The 21,566-nt window shown below is 39.7% G+C and carries 21 protein-coding genes, 3 pseudogenes and 1 other annotated feature; of the genes and pseudogenes, 18 read left to right on the top strand and 6 right to left on the bottom strand.

What is annotated here, in order from left to right:
• Positions 1-36 precede the first annotated feature (36 nt).
• The 3 genes and pseudogenes from ACFVSH_RS13910 to ACFVSH_RS13920 form a co-directional block, all read left to right on the top strand.
• Positions 37-297 (top strand): annotated as a pseudogene (locus tag ACFVSH_RS13910) (GNAT family N-acetyltransferase); the annotation flags it as partial.
• 467 nt (positions 298-764) lie between these two features.
• Positions 765-1,028 carry a hypothetical protein gene (locus ACFVSH_RS13915; protein ID WP_387603350.1) on the top strand — a complete coding sequence of 88 codons (264 nt, stop codon included), beginning with the start codon at positions 765-767 and terminating at the stop codon, positions 1,026-1,028.
• Between the two features lie 62 nt (positions 1,029-1,090).
• Positions 1,091-1,285 carry a hypothetical protein gene (locus ACFVSH_RS13920; protein WP_387603750.1) on the top strand — a complete coding sequence of 65 codons (195 nt, stop codon included), beginning with the start codon at positions 1,091-1,093 and terminating at the stop codon, positions 1,283-1,285.
• A gap of 71 nt (positions 1,286-1,356) precedes the next feature.
• Here the strand turns inward: ACFVSH_RS13920 and hepT are convergent.
• A pseudogene (gene hepT, locus ACFVSH_RS13925) lies at positions 1,357-1,773 on the bottom strand (type VII toxin-antitoxin system HepT family RNase toxin).
• Between the two features lie 327 nt (positions 1,774-2,100).
• Between hepT and ACFVSH_RS13930 the strand changes: the two are divergent.
• Entirely contained in the window at positions 2,101-3,105 is a 1,005-nt protein-coding gene (locus tag ACFVSH_RS13930; RefSeq protein ID WP_387706431.1) for a phosphotransferase enzyme family protein, read from the top strand.
• 11 nt (positions 3,106-3,116) lie between these two features.
• Positions 3,117-3,638: a GNAT family N-acetyltransferase gene (locus ACFVSH_RS13935; RefSeq protein ID WP_387706433.1), complete on the top strand. Its 522-nt coding sequence runs from the start codon at positions 3,117-3,119 to the stop codon at positions 3,636-3,638.
• Positions 3,639-3,730: 92 nt separating this feature from the next.
• Here the strand turns inward: ACFVSH_RS13935 and ACFVSH_RS13940 are convergent, their stop codons facing one another.
• Entirely contained in the window at positions 3,731-4,528 is a 798-nt protein-coding gene (locus tag ACFVSH_RS13940; RefSeq protein ID WP_387706435.1) for a peptidoglycan-binding protein, read from the bottom strand.
• 290 nt (positions 4,529-4,818) lie between these two features.
• On the opposite strand from ACFVSH_RS13940, the gene ACFVSH_RS13945 reads away from it, so the two are divergent.
• The 7 genes from ACFVSH_RS13945 to ACFVSH_RS13975 all read left to right on the top strand — a co-directional run bounded on the left by ACFVSH_RS13945 (position 4,819) and on the right by ACFVSH_RS13975 (position 10,362).
• The gene (locus tag ACFVSH_RS13945; RefSeq protein ID WP_387706437.1) at positions 4,819-5,472 is read left to right on the top strand and encodes an HAD family hydrolase; all 654 of its coding nucleotides are present in this window, start codon (positions 4,819-4,821) and stop codon (positions 5,470-5,472) included.
• A gap of 105 nt (positions 5,473-5,577) precedes the next feature.
• On the top strand, positions 5,578-6,084 hold the full coding sequence (locus ACFVSH_RS13950) for a GNAT family N-acetyltransferase (protein WP_387706439.1): 507 nt from the start codon (positions 5,578-5,580) through the stop codon (positions 6,082-6,084).
• 51 nt (positions 6,085-6,135) lie between these two features.
• The gene (locus tag ACFVSH_RS13955; protein WP_387603367.1) at positions 6,136-6,375 is read left to right on the top strand and encodes a hypothetical protein; all 240 of its coding nucleotides are present in this window, start codon (positions 6,136-6,138) and stop codon (positions 6,373-6,375) included.
• A 263-nt stretch (positions 6,376-6,638) separates the two neighbouring features.
• On the top strand, positions 6,639-7,571 hold the full coding sequence (locus ACFVSH_RS13960; protein WP_387603369.1) for an ABC transporter ATP-binding protein: 933 nt from the start codon (positions 6,639-6,641) through the stop codon (positions 7,569-7,571).
• Positions 7,571-8,527, top strand: a complete 957-nt coding sequence (locus ACFVSH_RS13965; protein WP_387706441.1) for an ABC transporter permease — start codon at positions 7,571-7,573, stop codon at positions 8,525-8,527. Before ACFVSH_RS13960 ends, ACFVSH_RS13965 begins: the two co-directional genes overlap by 1 nt.
• A 368-nt stretch (positions 8,528-8,895) precedes the next feature.
• Positions 8,896-9,438: a hypothetical protein gene (locus ACFVSH_RS13970; protein WP_387603375.1), complete on the top strand. Its 543-nt coding sequence runs from the start codon at positions 8,896-8,898 to the stop codon at positions 9,436-9,438.
• A gap of 720 nt (positions 9,439-10,158) precedes the next feature.
• A complete protein-coding gene (locus ACFVSH_RS13975) occupies positions 10,159-10,362 on the top strand; it encodes a zinc ribbon domain-containing protein (RefSeq protein ID WP_057276417.1) in 204 nt (67 codons plus the stop codon).
• 69 nt (positions 10,363-10,431) lie between these two features.
• Here the strand turns inward: ACFVSH_RS13975 and ACFVSH_RS13980 are convergent, their stop codons facing one another.
• Positions 10,432-11,298, bottom strand: a complete 867-nt coding sequence (locus ACFVSH_RS13980) for a LysR family transcriptional regulator (RefSeq protein ID WP_387603378.1) — start codon at positions 11,296-11,298, stop codon at positions 10,432-10,434.
• Positions 11,299-11,433: 135 nt separating this feature from the next.
• Here ACFVSH_RS13980 and ACFVSH_RS13985 point away from each other — a divergent pair, with 135 nt between their 5' ends.
• Positions 11,434-12,570 (top strand): NADH-dependent flavin oxidoreductase, encoded by a 1,137-nt coding sequence (locus tag ACFVSH_RS13985; protein WP_387706443.1) that lies wholly within the window; start codon positions 11,434-11,436, stop codon positions 12,568-12,570.
• A gap of 40 nt (positions 12,571-12,610) precedes the next feature.
• Positions 12,611-13,507, top strand: coding sequence for a DMT family transporter (locus ACFVSH_RS13990; protein WP_387603383.1), 897 nt, complete (start codon positions 12,611-12,613; stop codon positions 13,505-13,507).
• Between the two features lie 31 nt (positions 13,508-13,538).
• On the opposite strand, the gene ACFVSH_RS13995 is transcribed toward ACFVSH_RS13990, so the two are convergent.
• Complete coding sequence (locus ACFVSH_RS13995) at positions 13,539-14,948, bottom strand: LysM peptidoglycan-binding domain-containing protein (RefSeq protein ID WP_387603386.1); 1,410 nt, start codon at positions 14,946-14,948, stop codon at positions 13,539-13,541.
• Positions 14,949-15,456: 508 nt separating this feature from the next.
• Here ACFVSH_RS13995 and desA point away from each other — a divergent pair.
• From desA to argS, 3 genes are all read left to right on the top strand, one after another.
• Positions 15,457-16,488 (top strand): Delta(5) desaturase DesA, encoded by a 1,032-nt coding sequence (gene desA, locus ACFVSH_RS14000; protein WP_387603389.1) that lies wholly within the window; start codon positions 15,457-15,459, stop codon positions 16,486-16,488.
• A gap of 93 nt (positions 16,489-16,581) precedes the next feature.
• Positions 16,582-17,127 carry a response regulator gene (locus ACFVSH_RS14005; protein WP_387706445.1) on the top strand — a complete coding sequence of 182 codons (546 nt, stop codon included), beginning with the start codon at positions 16,582-16,584 and terminating at the stop codon, positions 17,125-17,127.
• Between the two features lie 67 nt (positions 17,128-17,194).
• Positions 17,195-17,412 (top strand) — a binding site (T-box leader).
• 34 nt (positions 17,413-17,446) lie between these two features.
• Positions 17,447-19,126: an arginine--tRNA ligase gene (gene argS, locus ACFVSH_RS14010; protein WP_387706447.1), complete on the top strand. Its 1,680-nt coding sequence runs from the start codon at positions 17,447-17,449 to the stop codon at positions 19,124-19,126.
• An 81-nt stretch (positions 19,127-19,207) separates the two neighbouring features.
• On the opposite strand, the gene ACFVSH_RS14015 is transcribed toward argS, so the two are convergent.
• Together ACFVSH_RS14015 and ACFVSH_RS14020 are read right to left on the bottom strand one after the other, a co-directional pair.
• On the bottom strand, positions 19,208-19,585 hold the full coding sequence (locus ACFVSH_RS14015) for an SET domain-containing protein (protein ID WP_387603732.1): 378 nt from the start codon (positions 19,583-19,585) through the stop codon (positions 19,208-19,210).
• Between the two features lie 63 nt (positions 19,586-19,648).
• A pseudogene (locus tag ACFVSH_RS14020) lies at positions 19,649-20,728 on the bottom strand (CotH kinase family protein); the annotation flags it as partial.
• 83 nt (positions 20,729-20,811) lie between these two features.
• On the opposite strand from ACFVSH_RS14020, the gene ACFVSH_RS14025 reads away from it, so the two are divergent.
• The gene (locus tag ACFVSH_RS14025; RefSeq protein WP_387706449.1) at positions 20,812-21,219 is read left to right on the top strand and encodes a hypothetical protein; all 408 of its coding nucleotides are present in this window, start codon (positions 20,812-20,814) and stop codon (positions 21,217-21,219) included.
• Positions 21,220-21,566 lie beyond the last annotated feature (347 nt).

Genomic DNA, 21,566 nt, shown 5'->3' on the forward strand with positions numbered 1-21,566 from the left:
TACAGTATGTTTGCTTTATAAAAGGATAACAAGTTTGTATCCTTGGCTGGTATAAGCTGGAGAGTGAACTATTATAATAAACGACACGTATTTATTTATGACCTTGTAACAGATTCTGCCCACCGATCATTTGGATATGGAGAGAAGTTATTGAATTATATACATGACTGGGCAAAAGAAAACGGAGCTGCCTATGTGGCATTGGAATCCGGAATCCAGCGAAACGATGCCCACCGTTTCTATGAAGAGAAATTGGATTATGATAAATGGTGCTACTCATTTAGAAAAACGCTGTGAGTGGAAATAGCTGAGTAATCAGCTTCACGAGTAAATCGCTGAAACCCACGAGTAAGCGCCGATTCACGAGTAAAAGTGTGAAATTCACGAGTAAATCGGCTAAATTCACGAGTAAACAGGCTAAATTCACGAGTAAATCGGCTAAATTCACGAGTAAATCGCTGAAACTCACGAGTAAAACACCGATTCACGAGTAAAAGCGTGAAATTCACGAGTAAAAGTGTGGAATTCACGAGTGAGTTTTCTGTATTTTGGTTTGTTTCAATACAATTGAAGAGATTGAAGTAGGCAGTTATTGGTGCTGGCGGATTTTGTTCATCGGAATCAGTTTATTCATCATTTTTACAACTGTAAATTCATTTTTTCGCTGAAAAGATCTATTTGAACATTTTTGTAATGATTTATTTAGCCTTGGACATACTTAATTAAGATATCAAAAAGTAATATTCATTTAAGGAGGAAACCCAATGGTTAACGATAATATACAAATGAAAATGGAGCATATTTGGCAGGATACATGTGGATCATGGGAAAACTGTACCGAAACCACAATTCAGTCATTCTTGGCGAAATCCCAAGAAAGCAATATAGACCCGCAATATTGCATGAGCTGGGTGGAACAGCATAAAGCCCAAATACCTGAGTGGAATGCCGTTTCAAAAGTGTCGCTTGACTGGGTTAATCAACATACCTCAACGGGTTCACCCATTTCAATCAAGGAAGATTTTTAAAAAGTTATCTTTTTCTGCTTATGATTGGTTCGAACTCTACTATGTTTAAGAGGTGAAGACAGTTGTCAAATAATGAGGAACAAAACGGTAAATCAAATCGTCGGGATCAAGATTACAAAGTTAATGCTTGGGATGAAATGAATGGTGAAGATAAATTTGTACAATCAGCCATCCAAGAGGAATTCAATAATCCAGTAATCGAAGAAACGATCTTGAAGTTCAATAAAATAGCGAACGAAGAAGAAACGGAAACTTGATTTTGGACGCGCCCTATTGGGCGTTTTTTTTTTGAAGTATGAAAAGGAAGAGCTTTTGTTGGATACCTCTTTCACCGCATTCCGTGGAAATTCAGGATTTGTTTTGTATACGCAGTGAAATCGCTGAGATGATTCACTACGATTTGTTCTAAAATGTCTAAATTAATGTTTTGGTCATCATAAAAGCAATGTTTCTAAATCTAACCATAGCTTTTAAGCGCCTTGCTATATCTTCATCAATAACTGAATGATCCCTCAGCCTATCAAAAGCATCCCTGCTTGATTGAGGCAACCTAAGTCTTTGATCAGCTACAATATGCATGGCCAGGTCAATCGAGGATTCGCATGTACGTTGTATATTAAGGATGATGGAATCTTGTTTCGTATAGTCCTTAAGGCTTTCTGGATGATTCGCGTATACAGCCTTAACGCGGTTTCATGCAACGCTCGATTACACTGATCTTGTTCAAAATCACACTTTCCCCTATTTTTTTAAATAAAAAAGAATGATATACAAATAAAGGGAAAAGGCATTTTGGTATCGTATAAAGCATAGTATAAATCGTTTTTATTTTGGCTCTTTTCGTAAAGATTGTTGTTTTTAAAACGAAACGATTTAAGGTTGATTGGAGCGCAAGTGCGAGACTCCTGCGGGAGCAGCGGGCCACAGGCTTTTACGCCGAGGATGCTCACCGCCCGCCCCGCGGAAAGCGAGCATCTGGAGGGGAAATCAACCACAACGCATTACTTGTTAAATCGCAACAAAGTATGCGAAAACAGCCTTTTTTTAGCAATATCATTAAGGAGTGATGATCATGGAAGCATCTGTTGAGCGGATTTTTTCTATGGAATTGGTGAAATTGGCTGGGCATTTTTTTCAAGTGAATGCTGGGGATCCGGTTAAACTTGGAGATGCAGAGAACTATGTATTTGAGGTTTACAGGGATGGAACGCCATATATCTTAAGAATGACACATCAATCGCATCGTACAAAAGGTCAAGTGCTTGCTGAGTTAAAATGGATTGAATTTTTACAGAATAATAGTAGTGAAATTCCTAAAGTTCTCTCTTCGAAAGAAAATAACTTAGTTGAAATTGTAAAGGGTTCGGATGGTACGGAATTTTATTGTTGCCTGTTTGAAAAAGCTCCTGGTGTGAGGATGAAAGTCACCGATGAAAATTTCGATGAACCTTTATTTTTTGAATGGGGAAGAACGATTGGCCAAATGCATAAACAAACAAAAAATTATCAGCCTGAAACAAAATATAGAAGGCTGGATTGGCATGAAGAGGAACTATTGAATGCTGAACTCTACCAATCCGATGTTACAGGGCAATTGATGCACCAACAAGAATCAATCAAGAAGAATTTAGATGCCCTTCCAGTTCATCAAGATAATTTTGGATTGATCCATTCTGATATACATAACGGCAATTTCCATTTTCATGAGGGGAAGATTCATGTTTTTGACTTTGATGACTGTTCTTATCACTGGTTTGCCAGCGATTTGGCCATCCCTCTGTACTATCTGATATGGAGCTTGGAACGTGAAGGGATAAAAGGGCTTGATGAATATGCCGCCAAGTTCATGAGGGCATTCATAAAAGGCTATGAGACGGAAAATATCCTGGCACCTGAGGCATACGAAACGATTCCTCTATTTTTAAAGTTAAGGGACCTAACGTTATATAATTTTTTTCATAAAAAGTATGATTTGAAGAATGCGGATGGTCAATTAATCAAAACCGTGAAAAATATCGAACAAAGAATCATCGAAAGCCGTCCTATTGTTCACTTCGATCCGAACATGGTTCATTAAGGGGGATGGGAATGTCAGAAATGAAAAATCACATCATTCGGAATGGTGAATTGGCGGATGCGGAAGCGGTTTTGGATGTACAGAATTCCGTTATTTCCGAAGGAGAGTATTTTATTGCGGTATCGGAGGAGTTCAATAAAACACCAGAACAACAGAGGGATTGGATACGAACGTTATTGGAAAATGAACGGGAAACCATCATCGTGGCCGAAAAAAATGGTGAGGTCATTGGATGGATCGTGTTTCAATCGGAGAATAGGAAGAGAATGTCTCACAAGGGCTCATTTGGAATGATGATCAGGAAAAATTACAGAGGGAAAGGAATTGGAAAGGAGCTTTTAAAAGCGTTATTGGAATGGGCAGAGGCAAATCCGTTCATTGAAAAGGTGAGCTTGGGAGTATTTTCAACAAATCAGCGGGCAATATCACTGTATAAAAAGATGGGATTTGTTGAAGAGGGCCGTAAAATAAAGGAATTCAAGATGAGCGAACGTGAATACGTCGATGATATTATCATGTACAAAATGGTTTGATCAGACCAAAAGAGCATGAATGGATTGAATACATGCTCTTTCGGTTTGGTTATGTATCTATTTTTATATAAAAACGCTGTTTATGTTACGCATCATCTAATTACTTTCACTTTCACTTGCTTTCTTCCCCACGTTAAAGCATCCGCTTCACCCTTGATGAATACATCGATTCTGTTTCCTTTGATGGCGCCGCCCGTATCTGCAGCGATTGCTTGTCCATAGCCTTCGACTTCCACGATGGAGCCTAGCGGGATCACGTTAGGATCAACGGCTATCAGTTTGGCATCATCATATTTTTTTAGGTCAACGCCCATTCTTGTAGTGCCGGAGCATCCCTGGCAGCTCGCTGTATATGCTGTACTAGTTACCGTTATTTCTTTAACGGCAGAGCTTGCTGAACTTGCTCTTTCTTTTAATTTACTGAAGGTCCGAGCACCGGCTATTCCATCAGCGGATAATCCCTTTTGCTTTTGAAAGTTGATGACGGCTTGCTTTGTACCTGTTCCATAAATGCCATCGATCGTTGATGTGTAAACGTCCCAGGCCTTCAATAATCTTTGCAGTTCAGCTACAGGCCTTCCCATATCCCCGCTTTTTAGTACCTGTATTTTCTGATTCGTTTGTGTTCCTGCTATTCCATCGACTTTCAGTCCTGATTTTTCCTGATACTTCTTGACGGATTCTTTTGTAATCGGTCCGAAGTTACCTGTTGCTTCATGATAGGGAAAAACCCCTTTTGTCAGTAATAATTCTTGTAAGTCTTTAACATCACTATTACTCATTCCAAATGAAAGTGTGCGATCCAAAGCAGCGGCTTCGCCTTTTGTTGGCATGCAAACTCCTAGAATGAATACAGAAGCCGTTAGGATCGTTAATAAAATTTTCTTCATGTTTTTCCTCCTCGTTGTTTCCTGCAATTAAACAATTCGTTAAAGGATCACCCTTTTAGGCGCAGTTAAGGAAAAACACCGCGAAGGCACTAAGTAATTGTTAAAACATGTAACATATAAAAAAGAAATGAGGCGGACATCGGGTTACCATATCCTTAGCGATTAACTAATTATGGGAAAAAACAAACTTTCCAGAAAACGGACGGAACCGTTTTGTTGAACAAGTGAATTCATTCATGTACGTTTATGTTAATGGAAATTCCATTTCAAGGTTAAAGGAGGAAATCATTATGATTAAAGCAGTTATTTTCGACTTTGATGGTTTAATTTTAGACACAGAAACGGCTTGGTATGAGGCTTATAAAGAAACGATGGCTTTTTATAAATCTGATTTGCCTCTTGAACATTTCGTAAAATGTATCGGAACGGATAATACTGAACTTAATCAGTACTTCAAGGATCAGCTGGGGGAAAGTTGTAATATTGAAGAAATTGAATCCAGGGCAAAAAGCCTTCATGAAGTCAAAATGAAAACATCACAGGCACGTGAAGGTGTAAAGGATTATTTAGAAGAAGCAAAAAACAATGGATATAAAATCGCCCTCGCTTCAAGCTCGACGAAAGAGTGGGTCACTCATCATTTGGAGGAACTTGGACTGTTAAACTATTTTGAAGTTCTGATCACAGGGGATGATGTTGAAAAAGTAAAACCTGCGCCTGATTTATATGTAAAGGCAATTGAAGTTCTGGGCATTCGGCCCACAGAAGCCGTAGCATTCGAAGATTCGTTAAATGGTCTTCAGGCAGCCCTGACTGCAGGATTAAAGTGTGTAATCGTTCCTAATCCCGTTACGGAAGCTTTAGCTTTTGAAAATCATCATTTACGCCTCCGATCCATGATGGATAAGAGCTTGTCTGAAGTTATCAAACATATTGAGCCATAAGCGTTCGAAGGTAATTATAGTATGATAAAGGAATGAAACCACGCCGAAGATGGCAGAGTCTTCGGTTTTTCCGGTTTTTAATGAATTGGTGCGGAGGGTGATATTATGGGATTACAAACCAATGACGAAGGAGTCTTGCTGCGGGAGGTCAAGAAGAGTGATCTACCTATCTTTTTCGAGCAGCAACTGGATCCTGCCGCAAACCATATGGCTGCTTTCACATCGAAGGATCCAACAGACAAAATGGCTTTTTTGATACACTGGAAGAACATCTTATCGAACCGGGATATTCAAAAAATGACCATAATCCACAACGGATGTGTTGCGGGCAGCATTCTCAGGTTTGAACAGTTTGGTAACCCTGAAGTGAGTTATTGGATCGGGAAGCAATATTGGGGTAAGGGAATCGCTACAGAAGCACTGCTCAATTTTTTGCCGAAAATAAAGGTCCGCCCTCTTTATGCCCGCGCAGCCAAGGATAATCTCGCATCCATCAAGGTTCTGGAAAAATGCGGATTTGAAAGATTCGATGAAGACAAAGGGTATTCCCATGCAAGAGGGGAAGAGGTTGAAGAATTCATTTTGAAACTTGAATCAGGAAACCCCAGTTAAGATAAGAATATAACAATATCGTTAAACCTATGAGGAAATGGGTGGCATACTATGGGATTGAAGATTTTTTCCATCATTTTTATTTTATGTGGTCTTTTTGTAATGTGGTTCGCCGTTTTTGGCAAGAAGAAAGAGATCAAAGAGTTCGGCTCCGGAATACCAATGAATTTCATCGATGTAATTTTAATGATGATATATAGGCTTTTACCATCCATTGTTAGAAAAGTCCTTCTTTTTGCATTGGGCCTGGCCATTTCCATTGGCTTTACTTATATATTTCTCAACTTGTGATTATCCGTAAATTTTCCTAATTAGATAAAATAACCCTGGAACTTTATTCAAACAAAAACGTATTAAAAAGAAAACGGTACATAGGAGTTGTTGCTATTTCGAGGAAAAAAGTGTTTATGATAATGCGGGCGGGAAGGTGACGCCGATGGAGGCATTGGTTCAATATACCCAAAAAGAAGAATATCAGTATAGTAATAATATGCATTATATGGTAATGTAGGGTTTGTGTGATTTTGGAAAAAATGAAAAAAGGAAGGTATTATATGTCTGAATCGGTTCTTAAGGTTCAATCCTTAACTAAAAAAATTGGAAAAGCAACCATTGTGGACAATGTTAGCTTTGAAATAAAAAGTAATGAAATATTTGGTTTGCTTGGTCCGAATGGGGCAGGGAAGACCACGATCATCCGTATGATCACAGGTCTCATCAATCGTACGGGCGGTACTGTCATGATCAATGGCAGTGACCTCGATAATGATTTCGAAGGTGCAATGAATCAATTGGGGGCCATTGTTGAAAACCCGGAGTTTTATAAGTACATGACAGGCAGAAAGAATATCCTCCATTATGCCCGAATGTCATCCAATGACATATCCAATGAGAGAATAGAAGAGGTCATTAAGCTTGTCAAACTGGATCATGCCATCGATAAGAAGGTTAAAACCTATTCATTAGGGATGCGACAGCGCCTTGGCGTGGCACAGGCCATTTTACATAAACCGTCGTTATTGATTTTTGATGAACCGACGAACGGCTTGGATCCGCAAGGGATTCGCGAGTTTCGTGATTATTTGAAAGTACTGGCGAGTGAAGGCGTCGGGATATTGATTTCATCACATTTACTATCGGAAATGCAATTGATGTGCGATAGTTTTGCCGTTATCGAAAAGGGAAAACTGATACATACGAAAGAACATATTTCAGATGAAAAAACCGAAACGATCAATGAAGTTTCATTCACTGTCAGTGATGGAAAGCTAGCTAAAAAAATCCTTCAAGAACAGTTTGGGGATATTACGATTCTGAAATATGATGCGAAGACAATCTCCGTATCGGCCTCTCGTGAACAAACGGCCGATATAAATAGGAGCTTTATTGAAAATCAACTAGATGTCTATGAAATTGGCATTACTAGAAAATCACTGGAAGATAAATTCTTTGAAATCACTGAGCAGGAAATGAGGGAGTCTGTATGATGTCCTTAGTAAAAAATGAATGGATGAAAATCTTTTCAAAAGTATCAACTTATATATTCATCGCTTTTCTTTTATTGGCAGCATTAGGGACTGCAGTCATCGATTATAAACTAAGTCCCGAAGAATCGGGTAAAGATTGGAAGCAAGAGTTAAAGGCAGATATACAAGAACAGGAAAAGGCTTTGAAAGCTAAGGAAATCAGTGAAGATGAAAAAGCCGCTATCAAGGAAGATATCAATCTCAACAAGCAACTGTTGGCTGATGATATAAACCCTGACTTGAACACGAATTGGACCTATATGGCGGAATGGACTACATCATTAACATCATTTGTCACTTTATTCGTCGTTATTGTTTGCAGCTCGCTCGTTTCCTCTGAATTTTCGGATGGCACCATTAAACAACTGTTGATCAGGCCTTATAAACGTTGGAAGATTCTACTTTCCAAATATATTACTTCCTTGTTATTTGCAGCGTTATTACTTGCGAGCCTACTTATATTCAGTTATCTTATCGGTATCATATTCTTTGGCAATGGTTCGTATTCAGACAAAATCATGGATCCCGCATCTTTCGGTGAATTCAGTCCTGTGGTAGTCGGCGAATATTTCGTGGACATGATCGTTTACTGGATACCAGGATTCCTGGTCATCACGACCATCGCTTTCATGCTAAGCACATTATTTAAAAACCAAGCACTTGCAGTAGGTATATCCATTTTCATCCTATTTGCTTCCTCGACATTAAATATGGTCATTCAATCATTCATCGGCAAATACGAGTGGTTAAAATTCGTCTTATTCCCCCACCTTGATTTAAGGGGCTATATTTCCGGAACCATGGAAATGTTCGATGGAGCTACACTTGGATTTTCAATGAGTGTACTCGGCATCTATTATATTATCTTTTTAGCGTTAACTTTCTTCTTCTTCCAGAAAAAAGATATCACTAATTAAATAGTCGAAAAAACCGAAATCAGTAGCTGATTTCGGTTTTTATTATGCAACATAGAATGCATGAGCCAGTAGCTGCTTGAAAAAGTGAAACCTTTATCCATATTTATCCGTATAAGATAATATGAGGATATTTAGTAGGACATATGGATGTAAAATGGAAAATAAGGTTCTGTTAATTTGGGCTTATAGGATTCTCTTTATTTCTACTAGGCATGATCATTTCACGATGGTCAGTTGTTGGTGTAGTGATCGGGATAGGCGGAGGACTCATAATAGGGATCAGTTCCTGCCTGTTCGCCAGTTAGTAGCTCCAATACAGAATAGTCGACCCACGGAAATAATCCGATAGAGATGGAGTAGATTCAAAGATGGGAAAAATGCATGATAAACGAAAGTTCATTATTGTACTTATTATTATTGGGGCAGCATTAGGTTTCTATGTGTACTCGGCATTCTCTGAAAAATTGACAAAATCAACGGATTTGGCCGATGAATCCATCGGGGGATTCAAGGTTTTGGATAACATATCGAGTCAAGAATTTATTAGGGAATATGGAGAACCCATCGATCAAGATAATAATAATGCATATGATTATTATTATTGGAAAGGCGGGTTAAAAACGGCCTCTAGCAATACAGACGAGGATAAAGGGAAAATTATGCGGTTAATCATTTCAAGTACGGACGACGATTCATTTGACAACTCCCTGCAAACAAGCAAAGGTATAAAGTTAGGGAGTAAGAAAGCGGACGTTCTTTCGAAGTATGGAGATCATTATTATAAAAGTTATGAACAGGGAGCAGATATTATCGGCTACATTGACCATGAACGGAATATTACTTTAGAATTTTGGTGTGTTCCAGGTGGAAGGGTTGCAGAAATACGATTGGACGATGCAGAGGTCATGTAATGTTTTTTCTCGAGTGTCCTCGATTAAGAGTTTCGGCCGTTTAAGAAAGCGATGCGATAAACATTATGTTCATAAAAAACCTCATCTATCACTTACTATAAAAGCCATGCTGATGATGTTCAATCAATTAAGAGGGATTAGTAGTTAATGTCAGGGGTTATAAAATATCAATGTGGATTCCTTTAGGAATCTTCCCTATGATAATAGTATAAATGTAATAGTCTGCTTCATGGGTGGAAGCTTCTTGTATTGCCCCTTACAGAAAGGGGGGATTACATGAGCGTATATGAAGCTTTATCTTTGTGCATAAACAAAAAATAACCACCCCATGCAGCAAGCTAGTGGGTGGTTATTTTTCTCTTGTAACACCTGAGTAAGCTTTCCCCCTTGAAGGGAATTCTATGATGTTTTGGGCAGGGTGTTAGAGCACCTTGCCTTTTTTTTTATTCTTGCCTTAATTTTACTATATCATTCTCGGAGATTCATGTGTTTAGCGTCATTCCCTTCGCCAGTTTATCGAATTCATTTTTAGCCAAAATAAATTCGCCTCCTGATAATGGTGCCTACCTTAAGGGGATAATATCAACAGTCTTGGATTTATTTTCCGTTGTTGGCTGAAACTTTTTTCCATTTTATCCGTATATTTAATTATGAACGGTGCTGGGAAGCTCCGGTATTTAGCGGCATTCATCATTTTAATAAATTGGGAGATGAAGAATCATGAGCGAAAAGGGTTGTATGAAATGCGGAAGCAATGATGCTGCCAAGAAGGATGTAGCCATGACAGGAACAGGCTTGTCAAAAATGTTCGATGTCCAGAATAATCAATTTACGGTTGTGTATTGCAAGCAGTGCGGATATTCGGAGTTTTATAATAGGCAATCATCTGCAGGCAGTAATCTGCTAGATCTATTCTTTGGATGATCACTGGCATGAAGAACCCCCTTTTTAATGAAAAGGGGGTTCTTGTTTTTTCTTCATCATGTCAGCTCATTACTCGATGAAATGGTCTTGAACGACTTTTGTAAATTCCTTTGCGACGGGTGAAAGGTGTTTAGATGATTTCATGACCAAGCCTATCTCCCGGGAAAGTTCCGGATTCAAGGGCAGTCTTTTGATGCGTTCGGGTTTTTCCGGTAAAGCCAGGTCGGGCATAATCGTGATGCCTAATTTTCCTGCTACCATTGAGAGCACGGTTTGATTGTCTTTAATGTCGTATGAAATGTTTGGTTTTATCTTGGCTTCCAGGAATCTATCTTCTATGAGTGTTTCACAGCCAGAACGCAGCATGATGAATGGTTCATCAACGAAGTTCTCAAGGTTAATTACGGTTTTCCCTGAAAGTGGATGGCCTTCGTATACGACAGCTGATAAAGGATCTGTTAGCAGATGGATGAATTCCGCGTTCTTCACCGGTTTTGCTGCAAAGCCAATGTCCACTGCTCCTTCTTCGATCCATTTTAAGATTTCCTCATATCCACCTTCATGGATCAGCAATTCGATATTAGGGTATTTTTCTTTAAAGGCAGAGAATAGCTGCGGTATGAATCTGGCAGTGAAGCTTGGAAAACTGCCAATAGTTATTTTCCCGATATCCATTCCATTCACAGCTGCAATTTTTTGTTCGATATGTGCAAGGTTGGCAGCGATTGCCCGCATATGTGGAATTACCTGCTCTCCCGCAGTCGTGAGAGTTACACCTTTTCGGTCACGCTTTAATAAAGTCACACCAAGCTCCGCTTCAAGCGCTGTAATGTTATGGCTTACTCCTGATTGAGTCAGTCCGATCCGGTCTCCCGCTTTCGTAAAACTTCCGTGTTCAACAACATGTAAAAACACTTCCAGCTGAAAAAAATTCATATGCCCCACACCTTTCTTGTAATAAATTATACATGAGAATCTATAATCCAAGTAATGAAAAACATTCATTTTACTTATGATGTGGCCGAGAATACAATAAAATCACAAATATAAAATACGAATGGGTGATGAAAAATGATGAAACGGAAATACGTGCAAATTTTTTCACCGTACATGCTTTCTAATGGAACGGTTCTTAAAAACAGGATTGTAGTTGCGCCGATGACCACTTATTCTGGTCAAGAGGATGGCTTGGTTTCTGACCAGGAATTGGCTTACTATAAAAGAAGGGCAGATGGGCCTGCGATGTTCATTACTGCCGCTGCCGCCATTTCCCCAGTTGCGACAAGCTTTCCCAGGCAAATGAAAGTGTATGATGAACAAAGTATCGCTGGACTCACACAGCTTTCAAAAACAATCAAATCAAAAGGTGCAAAAGCCATTCTCCAGCTTCATCATGGCGGAAGCGAGAGCCTGCCAAGCTGTACAGGCGGAGAAAAAATGGTTAGTCCGAGCGGAATCATTGCGAGCGTTTATAAAGAAATGGGCGGGGAGTATATTCCAAGGTCAATGAGCCACACTGAGATTCTATCCGCTCTTCAAGACTTTGGAAGAGCCACCCTCCATGCCATTCGTTCAGGATTCGACGGCGTGGAAATCCATGGAGCGAATGGATATCTCCTTCAGCAGTTTTTCTCACCCCACTCTAACAGGCGGAGAGATCATTGGGGAGGCAGCTTGGAAAATAGAATGCATTTTCCACTTGCCGTCATCTCGGAAGTGAAGCGGATCCGTGATCAATACGCAGACAAGGAATTCGTTATTGGGTATCGCTTCTCCCCCGAAGAACCGGAAGAGGACGGATTGAAAATGGATGATACAGCTGCACTGGTAGATAAATTGGCAACTCAGGGGCTTTCCTATTTACATCTTTCTGTTAAAAATGTCTGGTCCATGCCTAGAAGCGGATTGAACAGAGGATTGACAAGGACCGAAATTCTCCGCGATGTCATCGCTGGCAGGACCAGTTTCATATCACTTGGGTCGATTCATACTCCAGAGGAAGCAAATGCTGTGCTTGAGAAAAATATACCGCTTTTCGCATTAGGAAGAGAATTACTGATGGAACCGGACTGGGTCGCCAAAATAAAAGAAGGAAGGGAAGACGAGATCATGACGACCTTGCCGCGCGATAGCAGGTGTACATTAATGATTCCAGATCACATGTGGGCGAATATCATCACACGTGACGGCATGCCCGAGAAATGTTAGTATGAATGTAAAAAATGGGAAATTCTTGAGGGGAAATCATATGAATAAAATAGCACTTCTTCAACTGTCTCTAGCCATGACGATCTTTGGTTCTGTCGGTTTCTTTTCAGGACTATCAGGACTTCCTGCATTGGAATTGGTTTTTGTTCGCTGCATTTGTGCTGCCATTTTCTTATGTGCAGCTTGGATGATGACAGGACATTTCAAGAACGAAATATGGAATTCCAGAGAGGTAATGCTCATCATTTTCTGCGCGGTGGCCAACTTGTTGAACTGGATATTCCTCTTTAAATCTTTCGAACTGATATCGGTGACAATTGCCATTTCGCTTTATCATTTAGCGCCGATCATTGTACTCATTTTCGGGAGCTTCATCTTTAGGGAGAAAATGAGTTTATTTTCCATCCTGGCCATTTCACTTTGCTTCATTGGCACATTATTCATTATGGGAACAGATGGATTTCGATCATCGACCCCTGAATGGGAAGGGATCATTTATGGGATCATTGCTGCATTTTTCTATGCGGCAACCATGCTTTTAGGAAAGAGCATTTCAAAGACCAGTGTATACGCGACCACCTTTCTGCAAATGTTCATTGGATTTCTATTACTGATTCCTTTTGTCGATTTTTCAGTCTACACAACGCTAAAATCTTCCGAATGGTTTTATACGGTACTTACCGGCATCATCCATACAGGCGTCGTGTATCTGCTGTTTTTTAATAGTATCCGCCATTTGCCTACAAATGTAGTATCTTTCATGATTTTTGTCGATCCGGCAGTAGCCATCCTTTTGGATATTCTTCTTTCAGGATTTCAACCGGACAGGATTCAAATCTTGGGCATTACATTGATATTTATTGGTGTGCTCTATTCACTTAAGACGACAAGACCGAATGAAAAGGATGTCATGCAAAAAAGGCCGCACACAATGTGAGGCCTTTTTTCTTTATGGTTTTTCTATCAATCTATTGATTAAAATGATAGACATCCCAAATGTCAGTGGTTTCTGAGCCAAGGTACCAAGCAGATACACCGCCTAGATGATTTTGTTTGACCAGGTCAATACGGAGCTTCACCGATTTTTTATCTTCTATCCATATTTGATGCTTTTCCCCTTTGGAAGTATACTCCACGTAATTTTGCTGCGCCTTTTTATCCCATACCTTTTTAAGTTTGTGAGATGAAATGATTTTGTTGACTTCAGTCATGGTACGGTCATGACTTTTCACTTTTTTGGTCGATAAATCGGTTACCCATTCCCTCGTATAAAATGGTACAGCCAATATGATCTTATGGGCAGGTACTTCTTTCATTAAAAGCTTCGTTCCTTCTTTGATCCAAGGTAACGAGGAAACGGACCCGGCTACCGGGCTCCCTCCCCAATGCTCGTCATAACCCATTATGATGATGTAGTCCGCTATTTTGCCAAGTGCTTTCCTATCCAGACTTTTTGACCAAAAAGGGTCTTCATTTTCTCGGGTGACATCCACGGACACTTTAATTCCATGCGGTTTTAAGGCTTTTTTTAGTTCGCCTATGAAAAGTACAAAGTCCTTCTTGCTTTTTGGATCGATGTTTTCAAAATCTACATTTATTCCATCACTTTTAGTTTTAACAAGTGAATCACGTAAAGCTGAAACTAATTTCTGGCGATTTTTTGTATTGCCTAGTACAGAATCAGTTAAAACAGGGTCAAATTGATTACCGATAAGCTGCCAAACTTGTTTTCCTTGTTTATGGGCGTTTTGGACGAATTTTGCATCCGCAGAAACGGAAACGAAATTACCGGAATCCTTCAGCGTATAGGAACGGGGAGATACTACATTTAAATTAGGTTGTTTCATTTGTTGGGTGTAGTTTTCTTTCGATCCATTATGCGTCCAGCCCATGACGATAGGTTTTTGCGCCTTTTTTTGAAGCTGGGATGTCTTTACCCATCCCTTTTTACCATCAAGCAATTGAACCTGGTAGTAATAATCAGGAATCTTCAATTTTTGGCCAACTTTAAGGGTAACCGTATGTAATTTGTTTAATTTTGTCAAATCACTTGTGGTTACCTTATATTTAGTGGAAATCTTCCACAATGTATCTCCTGATACAACCTTATGGATCTTATATTTCTGGGGGATCTTCAGGTTTTGGCCAATATTTATTTCGGGTGAAGTTAATTTATTTTCTTTTTGTAGCTCACTTAGTGAAACACCATATTGATTTGCTACTTTCCATAATGTGTTTCCAGCCTTTACTTTATGGATAATAGGCCCCGCGGAATCTCCGACGGAAGTGGAAATGACGGGAAACACCTCGCCCTTTTTTAAGGGCTTTAATTGAGTGGAACCTAACTTAGGAGAACTAAAAACTTTTGTATTGTCCACTTTAACAGAACCTATGTAAAGGGTTTTGCTTGATGAATGACCACTGGGTGGATAGAGACATATACAAAGAAGGCTTAATATAATAAAACATCCAAAGAATTTTTTCACAATGATTTTATTCCCCTTTGTAAAATTTAACTTTACTAGTTTACTATGGAGAATCGCTTTAAAATAGAGGTACATTGTGGAAAGGCCTTATATAGGAGAAAATAGGGAATCTAATTCCGATTCTGTATTGTTGTTCCACTCTATGGTAGGACGAATTATTTTGCTTACTGCTGGACTGGTGGCCTGATATTGATAGTCCCGTTTTTCATGATAACGAAATCCTATACATATGAACAGGTTAATCAGTTTTTACTGGTTGGCCTTTTTTTACGCTTGCAGCTGAAAATGACTTGTACATGACATTTGTCATCTTCTAGTCATGACACCTGGTACTAATAAATTCATGCTGCTTTCTTTATAATATGAAATAACGACAAATAAAAGGAAGTGCAATTGAATAATGACCTTGCAAAATACGAAAAACTTGAGAAAACAAATTGCTCCTTTTGAACAATCAACGACAAAGCAAAGTATATGGCAGATCGTCAATACCTTGGGGCCATTCATTATTTTATGGTACCTAGCATATATAAGCCTTTCCGTTTCTTATTGGTTAGCTTTAATTCCAGCTGTGTTTGCTGCTGGTTTCTTGACAAGGATATTCATCATTTTTCATGATTGCACGCATCATTCATTTTTCAAAAACCGCCGTGCGAATAGAACAGTCGGTACGATCATGGGTGTTTTGACTTTATTCCCGTTTGATCAATGGGGACATGAGCATTCTGTGCATCACGCAACAAGCGGCAATTTGGATAAGCGAGGGACGGGGGATATTTGGACCCTTACGGTGGATGAGTATTTGGCTGCACCGCTTAAACTTCGTTTTGCGTATCGTTTTTATCGCAATCCATTGGTTATGTTTGGTTTGGGGCCCATTTATGTTTTCCTTCTTAAAAACAGATTTAACCGTAAAGGTGCTAGAAAGAAGGAAAAGATGAATACGTATTTGACGAATGTAATAATCGTCGCTTTAGTGGCATTGCTTTGCCTGGCAGTAGGTTGGCAGTCGTTCCTTCTGGTACAAGGTTCCATCTTCATGATTTCTGGTTCAGTGGGCATTTGGCTGTTTTACGTCCAGCATACATTCGAGGACTCTTACTTCGAAGAGAATGAGGAGTGGGAATATGTATTGGCGGCAGTGGAAGGAAGTTCTTTCTATAAGCTTCCAAAACTGATGCAGTTCCTTACAGGTAATATCGGTTACCATCATGTTCACCATTTAAGTCCAAGGGTACCTAACTATAAATTGGAAATGGCGCACAATAATACAGAGCCTTTAGAGAACGTTCCAACGATTACTCTTGCGACAAGCTTGCGCTCACTCCGTTTCCGTTTATGGGATGAGGAATCCAAGAATTTTGTTAGCTTCAAGGACATTAAATATTTAACGAAAAAAAGTGTTCCCGTTCAAGTGAAATCTGAACTGTAACGTTCATGTATCATTCCAGACTCCCTTAATAATCCTTGGATTTGGGGGAGTCTTTGCTGCATATAAGGAACTCGATAAAGGAGAGAACTTAAAATGATTCGAATTGTCATTGCAGAGAATCAGCAAATGCTGTTAGAGGCAATAAGTTCTCTACTCAATCTTGAAGAAGATATAGAAATTGTCGGGCAAGCCAGTAATGGAGAAGAAGCGATGGCCCTTGTACACCAATTACAGCCTGATGTGTGTATCATGGATATGGAGATGCCTGTAATGAGCGGACTTGAGGCAGCAGAAGCATTAAAGTCATTTGAATGCAAAGTCGTCATTTTAACGACATTTCGAAGGACTGGTTATTTTCAACTCGCATTGAAAGCTAATGTAAGTGGTTATTTATTGAAGGATAGCCCCGGTGAAGAGTTAGCCTGCTCGATTCGCGGCATAATGGACGGCAAGCGAATATACTCCACAGAACTTATAGACGGGTCCCCCAGCAATAATGACCGGGAAATGGGAGTGTTAGGGCTGTTAGCCGATGGTCAATCCCAGATGGAAGCGACTAATAAGCAAAGCGGCACAATAGGGACAGTAAGGAAATGTTTTTCGACCATCAAGGATAAAATGAAGTTACCGGCTGGTTAGGATTTGTTTCTTAAATCCTGTTGACACGTTTTTTTTAATTGTGTACGATAGATTAAATTATAATATTGAAAATTCTGTGATGAAGAGAGTAGTTCATGACGAAATGGAAAGCGAGTTAGGGATGGTGGGAGCCTAATGCAGGACGGATGAATGAAGCGCACTTTGGAGAAATTTCTTGAAACGTTTAGTAGGGAACATCGGGGAGTCACCTCGTTAACAATGGAAAGTGGTCACAATTGTGGCAACTAGAGTGGTACCACGGGAATTCATGCTCTCGTCTCTTATTTAGAGGCGGGGGCTTTTTTGTTTAGGAGGGAAAATGTCGATGAATAAGCCAATTGCAGAATTGATTTCAACTGCTTTGAACAATGAAATGCAAGCAAGTGAAATAGAGAAATTAATGGAAAAGCCTAAATTGATGGAGTTAGGTGATGTCGCCTTTCCGTGCTTTACTCTTGCAAAAAAATTCAAAAAATCACCTCAAGTGATTGCGTCTGAAATAGCCCAACAATTAAACAGTGAGTTGCTCCAAGAAGTGAACGTTGTGGGTGGTTATCTGAATATCTTCGTCAATCAGCAGCTGGTGACGGAAAACGTGCTGCAAACGATATTAAGGGAAAAGGATCAGTATGGTTCGGTGCAGCCTGTACAGGAAAATGTCGTGATTGATTACTCATCCCCGAATATCGCCAAGCCTTTTTCCATGGGGCACTTACGCTCAACGGTCATAGGGAATGCACTGGCTAACATTGCCGAAAAAAATGGCTACGATGCCGTCCGAATCAATCATTTAGGAGATTGGGGCACGCAATTCGGCAAGTTGATCGTCGCGTATAAGCTGTGGGGCGACAAAGAGGCAATCGAGGCTTCGCCGATTCAGGAATTATTGAAAATCTATGTGAAGTTCCATGAAAGAGCTGAAACGGACGAATCGTTGAATGAACAAGCGCGCGCAAGCTTCAAGTCGCTTGAAGATGGGGACGAGGAAGCACTGGCTCTGTGGAAATGGTTCAGGGATGCGTCTTTAAAAGAATTCGAGACGATTTATGATTTATTGGGCATCTGTTTTGATTCCTATGCCGGCGAAGCGTTTTACAATGACAAAATGGATGCTGTTGTCGGGGAGCTAAAAGAAAAGGGCTTGCTTACCCTATCCGAAGGTGCCTATGTCGTGCAATTGGAAGATATGCCGCCTTGTTTGATTACAAAAACCGATGGGGCGACACTTTATGCGACGCGTGATTTGGCTGCAGCCATGTATCGTAAAAAACAGTACGGGGCGAAGAAAACATTTTATGTTGTCGGAAACGAACAATCCCTGCACTTTAAGCAACTTTTTAATGTCATTGAAAAAATGGGGTATGGATGGTCAAAAGATTTGCAGCACGTAGCATTTGGCATGATGCTGAAAGACGGCAAGAAAATGTCGACACGTAAAGGGAAAGTCGTGCTGCTTGCGGATGTATTGGCAGAGGCAATCGAAACTGCGAAGCGCAATATTGAAGAAAAAAATCAAGCGCTTGAACAGAAGGAACTGGTTGCAAGACAGGTTGGTGTCGGAGCGGTCATCTTTAATGATCTAAAAAATAACCGCATGAATGATATTGATTTTTCATTAGAGCAAATGATGAATTTTGAGGGAGAGACGGGTCCATATGTACAGTACACATATGCGCGAATTTCCTCATTGCTTGAAAAAGGTGAATTTAAAGAGCAGTCCCTCACTTTTGAAGCTTTAGGAGAATATGCGTGGCCGGTCATCCAGCTGTTGGAGCAATACCCGATCATTGTCCAAAAATCATTTGAACAAACCGACCCATCACAAATCGCGAAATTCAGCTTGCATTTATCGCGTGCATTCAATAAGTATTATGCACATACCAAAATCTTAGTTGAAGATGAATGCAAACAAATGAAGCTCTCATTCGCTTTTTCCGTGGCGGTTGTATTAAAGGATGCGCTAAGTTTATTGGGAATTTCAGCGCCGAATAAAATGTAAGTTCAAATATCCCTGCAAAAAAGAATCCATTTCGACCTTTCGAAATGGATTCTTTCAAAATAAAATGGAAGCAAAAAACGCCTACTCGATGACATCGAACCATAGCGGGGATTTATCATCAGGTTCACCATTGTAATTGATCGTGATTTCCTCACCAGCCTTTATATCTTTATGTGCATAAAAGTCTATCGTTAAATCTTCAAAATTATTATCGAATGTCGCATTTGGAGTGTATGAATGATTGAATAGTGAACCATTTCCTAAGGCAATGGCAGTTTCATCATCATCTCCCCAATAGAAACAGTGATGAAAGAGTGCGGTTTTCTTTAGATATTTCCATTCATGTTTGGGTGAAATGATGATAGGTGATACCTCAATGAGTTCATCTTTTTTAATATCCCTTGTAGCATATACTCCCCTGCCATACTTCCCCGTATTTTTAATGCAGATTGGTGACATGGAAGCAACTCCCCTTTTTTGGTCTTGTTTGGCTATCAGTTGTGTCGTGGCATTTTTTTCATCTAGGCTACCAAGGTGTTTATTTAAGTAAGCACTGCGTTTGCGAATGAATTCGAAGGTGAATTCCGGTTCCTTGTCGAATAGATCAATCTTATTCTTTTTATATGGATCATGAAGGATGTGGGGGCGTATGCCCTGGTGCAGTGGTAATACTTTATTTTCTATATACTTCACAGTAAATGTGGTTTCTAATGTTTCAACCAAGAGGTCTTTGTAGAACTTACTGTATTCCGGAACCTGCAAGAGCAGATGAATAAGGTGGTTTGTCTTTTTTCCTCCGATAGGGACATATGTGTGCTCCATGATCCCTCCATTGACTTTACGTCCCCAAGTGGCATCGTAATCCCAAGGAATGATTTCAAATAACTTCGTTTTACTATTGCGGTATAGTGCATAGTTATGAGTGAAACCGTCGTTATTCATGGTGCAAACGGCTCCAACCAGCCAGCGTAAGTATTTATGGATATCAAGATGTTGCGAGACTACTTCAGGAAACTTTGCAAGTGGGGTGGTGTTGATTTTTTTGATCAATTCGATTAGATATTCATCATCGGCGGGTTTGCCAAACGCTTGTATATAGCCTGACGTAAGGGAGTCTTTCGCTATCCCATCCCTTTTCAATGAAAAGTTGGCATCATTGTTGACAGCATAATAAATCGGGCCGGCAGGAAGTCCTCTTTTTTCTAAAAAAACTCCATCGACGGAATCCAATTGTAAATACACACCTTTAAACGTGCCATTTCGGATTAGGTTGATGTGTTGGCTATGAGGGGAAAGGACACCAAGGTCTTGAAAGAAATCGAGTGAGAGTTTATTGCGAATGAGGGAAGGATCTCTGTATTCGGCATTGAGATGGATTTTGTGGGCGCCAAAGAATCGTTCTGGCTCGATGAAATCAATCCAATAGGACCTTTTTCGGAATTTGCGGGTATAAGAACCCCGATAGGCAATATCGATAACATAAATGTCGTTTTCTACTTTCAAATTGGCAGGAATAGGGTTATCGCTCCAAATATCCGCACGTAAATCTTCTAGATCTTCTTCTTCTATCATTAAGAAATAAGATGGAATATGATAAGACATACACTCACCTTCCTTCCTTGTATAAGATGTTTTATGGACAGTCTTGACCTTAATGAAGCCGTAATATCATAAAATACTTCCGCTTGATTAATCAGGATCAATCAAGCGGAAGCATTATATATTTAACTATCTATCTTCTTCTTTTTTTGCCACGTCCAGTGGACGAGCTTAAACTTGAACTTGAACTTGATGAAGTAGATGTTGTTGTTGTAGATGTGATACCAGTAGTTATGATACCAGTAGCTGTGTTGCCAGTAGATTATTTTCCAGTGGATTTATTACCAGTGGATTTATTACCAGTAGATTATTTTCCAGTGGATTTATTACCAGTGGATTTATTACCAGTGGATTTATTACCAGTGGATTTATGGCCAGTGGATTTATGGCCAGTGGATTTATGGCCAGTGGAATTGTTGCCAGTAGAAGTGCTACCGGTAGATGAACCGCCAGCTGCTTTTCCTTTTTTCCCTTTCATACAGAACCCTCCTTAATAAGGTTAATTTTATGATATGCGCAATGGTACAGACTTGAGCGTTAGTTAACGACAAACGGGCTAATAAAAATTAACGGAGAGGATTTAGGAGAGTTGCCTAATCACAGGAGATTTATAGAATGGATAATCAACAAAATGGAGTACCGTCCATTATTAACAACTTTCGTCAATCATTGCATCAGGCATTAATAATTTCATGAAAAAAATGCCCTTTAATCCCGATGACCGGGAAGAAAGGGCATATACCGCGGACATATCAATGAACTGGATGTCATGTCACGGCGATAATGAATTAATAAGCCAAGCTGAATAGGGCTTTGATGTGTGATAGATAGCGAACATTAC

It is taken from the genome of Peribacillus sp. NPDC058002 (assembly GCF_042886655.1).
Lineage (GTDB): Bacteria > Bacillota > Bacilli > Bacillales > DSM-1321 > Peribacillus > Peribacillus aracenensis.